The 10194-nt window shown below is 64.7% G+C and carries 10 protein-coding genes and 1 pseudogene; 8 read left to right on the top strand and 3 right to left on the bottom strand.

Annotation, left to right across the window (positions count from 1 at the left end):
* Positions 1-67: 67 nt before the first annotated feature.
* Positions 68-378, top strand: a pseudogene (locus M0R89_RS23485) (HalOD1 output domain-containing protein).
* A gap of 53 nt (positions 379-431) precedes the next feature.
* On the opposite strand, the gene M0R89_RS20440 reads toward M0R89_RS23485, so the two are convergent.
* The 3 genes from M0R89_RS20440 to M0R89_RS20430 all read right to left on the bottom strand — a co-directional run bounded on the left by M0R89_RS20440 (position 432) and on the right by M0R89_RS20430 (position 2551).
* On the bottom strand, positions 432-1394 hold the full coding sequence (locus M0R89_RS20440) for an AAA family ATPase (RefSeq protein ID WP_248652872.1): 963 nt from the start codon (positions 1392-1394) through the stop codon (positions 432-434).
* 92 nt (positions 1395-1486) lie between these two features.
* On the bottom strand, positions 1487-2320 hold the full coding sequence (locus M0R89_RS20435; protein WP_248652871.1) for a helix-turn-helix domain-containing protein: 834 nt from the start codon (positions 2318-2320) through the stop codon (positions 1487-1489).
* 48 nt (positions 2321-2368) lie between these two features.
* Positions 2369-2551: a hypothetical protein gene (locus M0R89_RS20430; RefSeq protein ID WP_248652870.1), complete on the bottom strand. Its 183-nt coding sequence runs from the start codon at positions 2549-2551 to the stop codon at positions 2369-2371.
* A 198-nt stretch (positions 2552-2749) separates the two neighbouring features.
* Between M0R89_RS20430 and M0R89_RS20425 the strand changes: the two genes are divergently transcribed.
* The 7 genes from M0R89_RS20425 (at position 2750) to M0R89_RS20395 (ending at position 9957) form a co-directional block, all read left to right on the top strand.
* Positions 2750-3085 (top strand): hypothetical protein, encoded by a 336-nt coding sequence (locus M0R89_RS20425; protein WP_248652869.1) that lies wholly within the window; start codon positions 2750-2752, stop codon positions 3083-3085.
* 147 nt (positions 3086-3232) lie between these two features.
* Positions 3233-3799, top strand: coding sequence for a DUF7344 domain-containing protein (locus tag M0R89_RS20420; protein WP_248652868.1), 567 nt, complete (start codon positions 3233-3235; stop codon positions 3797-3799).
* A gap of 735 nt (positions 3800-4534) precedes the next feature.
* Positions 4535-5545, top strand: a complete 1011-nt coding sequence (locus tag M0R89_RS20415) for an aldo/keto reductase (protein ID WP_248652867.1) — start codon at positions 4535-4537, stop codon at positions 5543-5545.
* Between the two features lie 1020 nt (positions 5546-6565).
* Positions 6566-7768: a Cdc6/Cdc18 family protein gene (locus tag M0R89_RS20410; protein WP_248652866.1), complete on the top strand. Its 1203-nt coding sequence runs from the start codon at positions 6566-6568 to the stop codon at positions 7766-7768.
* A gap of 127 nt (positions 7769-7895) precedes the next feature.
* The gene (locus M0R89_RS20405; RefSeq protein ID WP_248652865.1) at positions 7896-8141 is read left to right on the top strand and encodes an AbrB/MazE/SpoVT family DNA-binding domain-containing protein; all 246 of its coding nucleotides are present in this window, start codon (positions 7896-7898) and stop codon (positions 8139-8141) included.
* Complete coding sequence (locus M0R89_RS20400) at positions 8142-8576, top strand: PIN domain-containing protein (protein WP_248652864.1); 435 nt, start codon at positions 8142-8144, stop codon at positions 8574-8576.
* A gap of 43 nt (positions 8577-8619) precedes the next feature.
* Positions 8620-9957 carry a cytochrome P450 gene (locus tag M0R89_RS20395; RefSeq protein WP_248652863.1) on the top strand — a complete coding sequence of 446 codons (1338 nt, stop codon included), beginning with the start codon at positions 8620-8622 and terminating at the stop codon, positions 9955-9957.
* Positions 9958-10194: the final 237 nt, after the last annotated feature.

Here is a 10194-nt window from a genome sequence, read left to right as displayed (position 1 = left end):
TTTCAATATAAAGCCGGCAAATTAAAAATTTAAGCGGTCGGTTTCTACTACGACGGAGGACTTAGCCGTGAACGACGCACCGGAGTTACGGCGAGTGACTACCGACGAATCGACCACGTTTCACGCCGAACGCGACTGGCTGAGCGACGACGAACTCAGCGACACCATCGTCGCCGCCGTCGCCTCGGTCACGGGGACCGACCCTACGGAACTCTCGCCGCTTACGAGGTGGCCGACCCAGACTCCCTGAACAGACTGTTCGCACCGACGCCCACGATGCACCTCCGGCCCGGTGGCGGATGTCTCACGTTTTCGTACAACGACTGCCTCGTGACCGCGTACTGGGACGGCGACATCGAAATCGAAGCGCCAGAGTGACCACGAGCGAAGCGCGGAGTGACCGCGACCGGCCCGCACGACTCGGGCCTCGCCTACGCCGTGCGGGCAATCGTCGGGACCGACACCTCCGAGAGGAGGTCCTCGACGACGTCGGTTCGCGTCACCTCGTCCACGCGGGCGTCGGCGGTTAGGACGAGTCGGTGGGCCACGACCGGGTGCGCGACCGCCTTCACGTCGTCGGGAACGACGTAGTCGCGGCCGTCGAGGAGCGCGCGGGTTCTGGCGGTCTCGAAGAGGCGCTGGGTCCCGCGGGGCGAGACGCCGACCCGGGTCCGAGCGTGGTCGCGGGTCGCGCGCGCGAGGTCCACCACGTAGGATTTCACGTCCCGGTCGACCTCGATTCGCTCCACGAGGGACTGGATTTCCCGGAGGTCGGCGGGGTCGAGCGTCCGCCGGGCGCTCGGGTGTCTGCTGTCGCGGGCGTCGCGGCGGTCGAGGAGTTCGAGTTCGCCCTCCTCCTCGGGGTAGCCGAGACTCGTCTTCACGAGGAAGCGGTCCTTCTGAGCCTCCGGCAGCGGGAAGGTCCCCTGCCCGTCCTCGACTGGGTTCTGCGTGGCGATGACGAAGAACGGGTCGGGTAGCTGGTGGGTTTCGCCGTTGACCGTCACCTGTCCCTCCTCCATGGCTTCGAGAAGGGCGGCCTGCGTCTTGGGCGACGCGCGGTTTATCTCGTCGGCGAGGACCACGTTGGCGAACAGCGGACCGCGGTCGAACTCGAACTCCCGGTCTCGCTCGTTGAACACGTCGGTCCCCGTCACGTCGGCGGGGAGCAGGTCGGGCGTGAACTGGATGCGCGAAAAGGAGAGGCCGAGCGCGGTCGCCAAACTCCGGGCGGTCAGCGTCTTGCCGGTTCCGGGCACGTCTTCGAGCAGGACGTTCCCCCCGGCGAGGACGCCCGAGAGGACGGTTCGGAGCGTCTCGCGCTCGGTGATGACCGCGTTCGAGACGGCGTCGAGCACCTCGTTACAGCGACGGCTCGCTTCGGACGAGTTCATGGCTCACTGTTGGGGAGACGGCCACGTAGTAATGCGATTGCTAACGGGGTCGAAGTCGGTCCCCGAGTCGAGTAGGTATCGCCGAACGGCGGTCACGGGTCGGGGTCGCGTCGAGGCAGGAGCGCGCTCCCGACGAGTTCCGCGGTCGCGCGCCGGAGGTGCTGGGAGACCGCCGACGTGGAGAGACCGAACGACTCCGCGAGGTCGCTCTGAGAGACCTTCCGGGGAACGTCGTAGTAGCCGGTCTCGTAGGCGGTCCGGAGGATGCGCTCCTGGTCGGCGCTGAGGCCGTACGCGTGGTGGCGCTCGACGCCCCCGGTATCGGTGATTCGCTGGAGGTCGACGTCGACGTCGGCCGCGCGACACGCCTCGACGAAGCGGACGAGCGCATCTCTGTCAGGGAGTTCCATCCGGACCGTCCAGCCCTCGTCGGTGCCGCTGGCGTCGTGGACGAACGCCGCGGCGGCCTCCAGCGGGGCCAGTCGCTCGCGGCCGCGGTCCGTGAGGTCGCTCCGATAGATGCGGCGGTCGCCGGACTCGCTGACGACCGCGGGGTCTGCAACCGTCGGGTCCGCCGCGAGTCCGGCCTCGAAGGCGTCAAGCGAGTCGCCGACCCCGGCGACGAAGAACCGGTCGGCGTCGAGCATCGCCGAGCGGGGTCTGACGGTCGTCCCCGGCGCGTCGGCCAGCGCGGGCGCGAACGGCAGTTCCGGGTGCGAGAGTCGAGCGCGGACGAAGAGCGTGTACGGTCTGCGGGGAACTCCTACGTCCTTCGAGTCGTCCGATTCGTCGGCGTCGTTAGGTTCGCTCGCTTCGTTGGACTCGCCCGCGTCCCGCGATTCGTCTGCGTCGTCCGCGCCGTTCGACTCGTCCGGGTCGTCTGGGTCGTCCGCGCCGTCTGACTCGTCGTCCGCGTCCCGACTCATCGCCACGTTGTTTCGGCTGAATCCTCGCACACGTGTTCTCTCGGCGGGTCAGCGACGCCGCTCGATTCTGGTAATCTCGACCATCCACTCGGCTCCGCCGGACCCGCCTGACACGTCCAGCGACCCCGGGGTATCGAGGTCGTTCCGGTCGGCGGTTCGTAGCAGGTCCGCGAGCGCGGCCTCGAACTCCTCGGTGGTCAGCCCCGTCGCGGGGGTGTCGGACTTGCTCATGGTGTTTCCCTCGGCGTCTCGTCGGGAGCGACGGGAGTTAAATCGGGACGACCGTTGTGGGTCGCGGGAGCGTTTAGCAACCGCATAGGGCCCGAGAACCGGAATAGCCCCAGTCGGGCGTACGGCGCGGATAACGCCGATTGAATCCCACAACGGCACCGCATACTTAAGCCGGAACGCGCCGACGGACCGAACAGAATGAGTCGGCCGCAGAACTCACCGGATTCGGACCTCCCGAGCGGTCCGCTCGGTGCCGCCGGACGGGACGGGGAGACGGGCGAACGGGCGAGACTCCTCCGGCGCGTCCGTCGCGCCGTCGAGGAGGCCAGCGCGCCGGTCAGCGTGAGTCAACTCGCCGAGCGACTGCACGCGACCGGCGACGGGCGCGAGTACGGCGACGTTCACGAGGCGCTGTATCGGGACCACCTCCAGCGCCTCGACGCGACGGGCGTGCTCGTCTTTGACATGGAGATGGGACTGGTCTACGCCGACGACACCCAGCGAGAGGGGTCGCGAGACGACTGTTCAGCGTGACGGAGACGGCTGTTCGAGGTGAAGACGCGACTCGTCGACGCGTTCGGTTTTGGCAACTGTTGTCGGGACTGTTGGAAATCGGCGCGAGCGCGTTACCTCGCCGATAGATAAGGTAGCGAGGCGCCTCTCGTCGGTCGTGTCTTCGGGATGAATGCGCAACCGAACGAGACCGGGCCGGTCGTCGGTCGGAGCGACCACGACGGGTCCCGCGACCTGAGCGACGACCAGACCTACGAACTGCTCGCCAACGCGCGGCGCCGCGCGTGCGTCCGCCACCTGCGGAACCGCGAGGGCCGCGGTCCGAGCGACGGCGCGGTCGTGTCGGTCCGCGACCTCGCCGACGCCGTCGCCGACTCGGTCGCGGACGACGGACCGGCGTCCGACGGCCTGCGCCAGAGCGTCTACACCTCGCTCTCGCAGCACCACCTCGACAAGTTGGACGAGTGGGAGGTCGTCCGGTACGACCGCGAGGCCCGGTCGGTCGCGACCGGGCCGAACTTCGAGGCGGTCACTCGGGTCTCGGTAACACCGGGAACCACCCGCCGCGGGATCAGCGCGGTGGCGCTCGCGACGAGTACGGTGACCGTCGCCACGCTACTCGCCGCGGCCGTCGCGTCGCCGCGGCTAGCGACGCCGCCCGTCCTCGGCGTCGCGGCGCTGAATCTCCTCCCCGTTGGTCTCTTTCTCCAGACGCAGTTCGACCGAGACGGGTGATTCGGGTCAGCGGGCGGCCTCCGTGAGATGGATGATTCGGGCAGGTGTTCGCGCCTCGTCCGACCGCAATTCCCTCGCCGGACAGGTCTCGTTCGACTGCGATTGAGTCGCCGAACAGGTGGCGACTTCGCCATCGCGGACGGGTTTACGAACCGCATAGGAAAGTGAAGGGCGGCCCTATCGACTGGTGGCGTTCGCGAGTGAACGCCGAACCCGGTCGAAACGTGCGTGTCCTCGTGGGGCTAGTCCCGTCCCACGACGCACATCTCGCGTGCCTTCCTGGCATCCGCTCGCAGGCCTCGCCGGTATCTGCTTCGCGTGCCGCACCGTCGTCCGCTTTGCGTGCCTTCCCGACATTCGCTCGCGGGTCTCGCCGACACGGTCGGTCGCGGTCAACGATGAGGTACGCGGGCGATGGGACGCTCGTGTCCGGTCGCCCGCATTTTCATTTCTTAGGGAAATATTTTGTCGTGGTAAGGGAAGGTTTAGGTTGTCGTGACGGTTCCCGAGCGAGAGGAAATCTCCCACGAGCAGAGGGTTTCGTCAGCCACGTCGAAAGCGGTGAAGACCGGCCGTCTCCCACAGCGACTCGATGAGAACCTGTCGTCTAAAGCGACATCATTTTCGACGTGAGGAACTGCGGGTAGATGCTTTCTCGAACGGCTTTGGGACTTCTCCCCGTCCCCTGCCGCTTGCTGAATCCTTTTCAAACCGACACGCCTAGCGGAGAACGGAATGACAGACGCAGAGTCACTCGACCTCGACTTCGTCCAGATGGGCGGGACCGGCCTCCAGACGAGCGAACTTCAGTTCGGAACGTGGCGCTTCGGGAAGGAGACCGAAGAGGGCAACGTCGAAATCGGCGAAGAGCGCGCCTACGAACTCCTCGACGCCTACGAGGCCGCCGGCGGGCGCTACATCGACACCGCCGACGTGTACGGCGGCGGGAAGGCCGAGGAATGGATCGGCAACTGGTTGGAGGACCGCGACCGCGAGCGGTTCACCATCGCCTCGAAGATTTACTGGCAGATTCGAGACGGCGACCCGAACAGTCGGGGCACCAACCGGAAGAACCTCCGGCACCGCGCCGAGGCGATTCTCGACCGACTCGGCACCGATTACGTGGACGTGCTCTACATCCACCGCTGGGACGACCAGACCTCCGCACGCGAGATGATGAAGACGCTCAACGCGCTCGTGGAGTCGGGGAAGGTCAACTACCTCGGTGCCTCGACGCTCCGACCGAACGCGTGGAAGGTGGCGAAGGCCAATGCCATCGCCCGCGCCGAGGGCTGGGAGCCGTTCACCGTTCTCCAGCCGCGGTACAACCTCGTGGACCGTGAAATCGAGGGGGACTATCTGGAGATGGCTCGCCAAGAGGACCTCGCGGTCTGTCCGTGGAGTCCGCTCGGGCAGGGCTTCCTCACCGGCAAGTACTCGCGCGAGGACGGCCTGACCGGCGAGTCGCGCGCCGCGGAGTCGAGTCGCTTCGAGGACGCCTACCTCACCGAGGAGAACTTCGACCTCCACGACGAACTCGACGCAGTGGCAGACGAGGTGGACGCCACACCCGCACAGACCGCGCTGGCGTGGGTTGCTCAGCGCGACGGCGTGACCGCGCCCATCGTCGGCGCTCGGACCGTCGAGCAACTGGACGAGAACCTCGCGGCCGCCGACATCGACCTCTCGGACGAACAGGTCGACCGACTCACGGAGGCGAAGGGCGGGCCCTACGCCGGTCTCTGAGTCGGGTCGCTCGCTGACGGCCGTCGTCGACTAAATTGTCGTTGACCGGTCGTTGACCGAATTGCCGTTGATGGACTCATCGTTGACGGAGTCGTCTTTGACACCGGTTTCGGTTGAATGTCGTTCGGTTTTGTTGGCCGGTTTTGTGAGTTTCTTTATGGTGCACACACCCCTCGTTGCCGCTGTAAACGTGGATGGGGTGGGAGTGGGTGATGAAGAAGGGTCGGAAATGGAGTTTCTCTTTCGTGACGACTTCGACAATATAGTCAACTTTTTATATAGGTACTACGTCAAAGTCCATTGATGGAATCGCAAATATCAAAGCGACCGTAGGTCGCGATTTGCGGCAGTCTCGCGACCGGCTAAAATTTGGCACAGAGAACCTGTTCGTCTAGTTCTCGATTCCCGGTCTATTTCCCCGATTCTGCGTCTGGTTCTCCAACGTCACGTTCTTTCTCAGTGTGTTTAATTCTCCGAAGATTTCTTTCCCGGCAGGACTCTGTTTTCTCCAATTGAGTCATCGGACACAGTAACTGACAGTTTACAGCGGCAACGAGGGGTGTCTCCTCTCCGACCGGCGGGAAGTAACTTCCGCCGAACCGGACGTGTGACAATCTCAGACGTACTCCCTCTTGGGACTCCAAGCCTCGAATTAGCGGAAGACAGGGGTCTACTCGACTTGCTATCTGCTGAATTCGGCGTTCGTCTGATTCTGCGCGGACTACTGAGATGATAGTTACGCCGACCACTGCGCCGACCGCTTTCCGTTTACAGCGGCAACGAGGGGTGTGCCGCTCGAGAACCCCGTCGAAAATGGGACTCGACCAACACGTATATTCCGCGCTTACAGCGGAACTTCGCCCGTTTACAGCGGCAACGAGGGGTGGGAGACGCACACGTCGGCCGCAGTATTCTATAAATCCGAAACTTACAGCGGCAACGAGGGGGGCGTACAGCGGCAAACCGGCGTTAACGAATCCAAATATTGATATGCGTTTCCACCGAGCAACCCACAAAGGGATGTCAAGCTCCATCGACTACTTCGGGGACGGCCCCATCTTCGAGAACAAGGAACTCCTCCAGATTTCTCATCTCCCCGAGGACGACGACGACATCATCGGTCGCGAAGGAGAACTCAAGAGCCTCGGCCGCGCTCTCCGTCCCGCCCTCGACGGCAACACGCCGAACAACGTCTTTCTCTACGGCAAGACCGGAACCGGCAAATCGCTCTGCTCGAAGTTCATCAGCCGACAACTCGTCCGAGAAGCGTCCGACAACGACGTTCACGTCGGCTATGCCTACGTCGATTGCCTTCAGGACTCCACCGAGACGCAGGCCGTCCGCAACGCCGGCACGCAACTCAACCACGCTGGGCAGACCGGCGTCTCCATCCCCGAGACCGGCATCTCGACCGCGGCCTACTACAAGCGCCTCTGGAACGTCATCGACGACCTCTACGACGTCGCCATCATCATCCTCGACGAGGTGGACAAACTCGAAAACGACTCCGTCCTCATGCAACTCTCGCGCGCCGCCGAGTCCGAGAAACTGCAGGACGGGAAGGTCGCCACCATCGCCATCTCCAACAAGATTCGGTACAAGGAGAAGTTGAACGAGCGCGTCAAGAGTAGTCTCTGCGAGGTCGATTACGTCTTTCCGCCGTACGACGCGACCCAACTCCGACAGATTCTCGAAGCGCGGAGCGACGCCTTCGCCGACGGCGTCATCGAGGACGGTGTCATCCCGAAGGTCGCGGCACTCGCCGCCCGCGAACACGGCGACGCCCGGAAGGCCATCGATATCCTCCGGTTCGCCGGGGAAATCGCGGAGAAACAGGGCGACAGCACCGTCGACGAGGAACACGTCGAGCAGGCCCAGGAACGCGAGGAGCAGAACCGGCTCTCGGAACTCATCTCGAAGTCGCCGCCCCACTCCCAGCAGGTCCTGCTCGCGCTCGCGTTCCAAGTCCAGCAGGCCCCCGAGGGGACTCCCGAGGTCCCCAACACCGACGTCTACGAGATGTACCGCCAACTCTGCGAGCAGGACGGTCTCTCGCCGCTGAAACAGCGCCGCGTCCGTGACATCCTCTCGGAACTCGAGTTCCTCTCCATCATCGAGCAGGACCGCCGCGGCCGCGGCAAAGGCAAGGGCGGCTACACCGTCAACCAACTGCTTGACGACCCCGAACTCGTCGTCAAGGCCTGTCAGGCCGCGAAGGACTGACTCCGCGCCACCGAATCACCGGAGATTCCGAAGTCGTCGAACCTTCGAAAGCGCCGAAAAGGGTGACGAACCCAGTTTAGTGTGCGAGTACACTAGCCTTTTCGTGTTCCAGTTCGTACGGTTTCGCATGAGCAGCGACCGCGTGGGGGCAGAGAGTAAAGTGTCAGGGAATCAGGCGAACATTCCGGCCCGGATTCGGCGCGAACTGGACATCGAAGACGGCGACCACCTCCGCTGGACGCTCGCCGACGACGGAACCCTCCGCGTCGAAGTCGTCCAGCAACGGACGGGAACCTTCGCGGAGTTCGAGGGCTACGAGGGGGACGAGGCGACTGACGCGACGACGGACCACGACGCGTGGGGGACGGAGTAGATGCCGCGTGCGGTCCTCGATACGTCCGTCCTCTTCGCCGCGGCGTATCGACGCGACGCGTCTCACGACGATGCGCTGCCGGTTCTCCGGGGTATCGACGGCGGGACGCTCCCCGAAGGCGTCGTCCTCGACTACGTCCTCGCCGAGACGATGAACGGACTCGTCACGCACGCCGGACACGACGCCGGCGTCGACTTACTCGACCGTCTCGAAGAGAACGCCCGCTTCCACATCGACTCGCTCACCGCAGACGGGTTCGCCACCGCGAAGGCGCTGTTTCGCCAGCACGCCTCGTTTTCGTTCGTGGACGCCTGCATCGTCGCGTACATGCAGACCGAGGGGCTCGGCTACCTCTACGCGTTCGACAACGACTTCGACGCCGCCGACGACGTGTATCGGCTCGACACCGCGACCAACCCCTACGAACCGGAGTGACCCCACCGTTGGATTCATTCGCGTAGAGCCCAACAGAGTACCGATGAGTTCGTCACCGCCCGGCCCGCGCGGAGAACCGTTGTTCGGCAGTAGCCGCCGGTACGCCCGCGACCCGTTCCGGTTCCTCTCGGCGCTTGAGGAGGCGTACGGCGACGTCGTGCAGTTCGACCTCGGCCCGCTGAACACCTACCTGTTGACCGACCCGGCCGACGTGGAGCGCGTGTTGGTCTCGGAGGCCGAGAAGTTCCGCAAGCCGGACTTCCAGAGCGACGCGCTGGGCGACCTGCTCGGGAAGGGGCTCCTGCTCAGCGAGGGCCAGACGTGGCGCGACCAGCGCCAACTCGCGAACCCCGCGTTCGACGCGCGCCGACTGATGGGGTTCGCCGACGACATCGTCGCTCACAACGACGACCTGCTCGCCGACTGGGCCGACGGTGCGGTGGTGGACGTGGAACAGGACATGACGCAGGTGACGCTGGCGGTCATCGTTGACCTGATGCTCGGCACCGACCTGAACGACGAACGCGTCCGGACCATCCGCGAGGCCTTGCTTCCGCTCGGCGCGCGCTTCGAACCCGACCCGGTCCGGTTCGCCGCGCCCCAGTGGCTCCCGATGCCCGGCGACAGCGAGTACCGGAACGCAGTCGGGACGATGGAGAGCGTCATCGACGACATCGTCGCCGAGCGACGCGGCACGCACGGCGACGCCGACACCGACGAGGGCCCCGACGACCTGCTGTCGATTCTGCTCCGGGCACAGGACCGCGGCGAGCAGTCCGACCGCCAGATACGCGACGAGGTGATGACGATGCTTCTGGCGGGCCACGACACCACCGCGCTCACGCTGACCTACACGTGGTACCTCCTCTCTCAGCATCCCGACGCCGAGCGCCGCGTCCACGAGGAGGTAGCGGAGGTTCTCGGCGACGACCCGCCGACGATGACGGACGTGGGCGACCTCACTTACGTCGAGCAGGTCGTAGACGAGGCGATGCGCCTCTACCCGCCGGTGTACGCGATGTTCCGCGAAGCGACGGAACCGGTAGAGCTAGGCGGCTATCGCATCCCCGAAGACGCCGCCATCATGCTCTCGCAGTGGGCGATGCACCGCTCGGACCGCTACTGGGAGAATCCGGACGCGTTCGACCCCGACCGCTGGACCCGCGACGCCGACCGGCCGCGCTTCGCCTACTTCCCGTTCGGCGGCGGACCCCGCCACTGCATCGGCAAGCACCTCGCCAAATTAGAGGCGAAACTCATCCTCACACGCACCGCACAGCAGTACCGTCTCGAATACACCCGCGACGACGAACCGGAACTCTGGCCGACGCTGACGATGCACCCCCGGAACGGGATGCCGATGCGCGTTCACGAGCGCTGACTCTCGGGGACCCGCCGACCCCACTCGCCGCTTCGACCGGTGTCCAGTGGTCGGGCGCTCGGCGCGCTCTTCGAATGAAGTAGAAGTGTAGATGTAACACAAAACTATTCAATACCTCGGTCAAATATCCGTTCGTGACGAACGATGCAGAAACATAGGGAAGCTGGCTCATGAGGGGGTATATGCTCCGTGCGACCTGAATAACATTCACAAAACTCCGGAACCGAACACGAAAGA

Source organism: Halorussus limi, assembly GCF_023238205.1.
In the GTDB taxonomy this organism is placed as follows: Archaea; Halobacteriota; Halobacteria; order Halobacteriales; family Haladaptataceae; genus Halorussus; species Halorussus limi.
The sequence above is the reverse complement of the archived record's forward strand: the minus strand, read 5'-3'. Positions and strand labels throughout refer to the sequence as shown.

Bases quoted from the DNA above. Each gene is read 5' to 3' on its own strand.
- M0R89_RS20435 (WP_248652871.1), bottom strand. From the start codon at position 2,320: ATGAGTCGGGACGCGGACGACGAGTCAGACGGCGCGGACGACCCAGAC.
- M0R89_RS20440 (WP_248652872.1), bottom strand. From the start codon at position 1,394: ATGAACTCGTCCGAAGCGAGCCGTCGCTGTAACGAGGTGCTCGACGCC.
- M0R89_RS20430 (WP_248652870.1), bottom strand. From the start codon at position 2,551: ATGAGCAAGTCCGACACCCCCGCGACGGGGCTGACCACCGAGGAGTTC.
- M0R89_RS20425 (WP_248652869.1), top strand. From the start codon at position 2,750: ATGAGTCGGCCGCAGAACTCACCGGATTCGGACCTCCCGAGCGGTCCG.
- M0R89_RS20415 (WP_248652867.1), top strand. From the start codon at position 4,535: ATGACAGACGCAGAGTCACTCGACCTCGACTTCGTCCAGATGGGCGGG.
- M0R89_RS20400 (WP_248652864.1), top strand. From the start codon at position 8,142: ATGCCGCGTGCGGTCCTCGATACGTCCGTCCTCTTCGCCGCGGCGTAT.
- M0R89_RS20420 (WP_248652868.1), top strand. From the start codon at position 3,233: ATGAATGCGCAACCGAACGAGACCGGGCCGGTCGTCGGTCGGAGCGAC.
- M0R89_RS20405 (WP_248652865.1), top strand. From the start codon at position 7,896: ATGAGCAGCGACCGCGTGGGGGCAGAGAGTAAAGTGTCAGGGAATCAG.
- M0R89_RS20395 (WP_248652863.1), top strand. From the start codon at position 8,620: ATGAGTTCGTCACCGCCCGGCCCGCGCGGAGAACCGTTGTTCGGCAGT.
- M0R89_RS20410 (WP_248652866.1), top strand. From the start codon at position 6,566: ATGTCAAGCTCCATCGACTACTTCGGGGACGGCCCCATCTTCGAGAAC.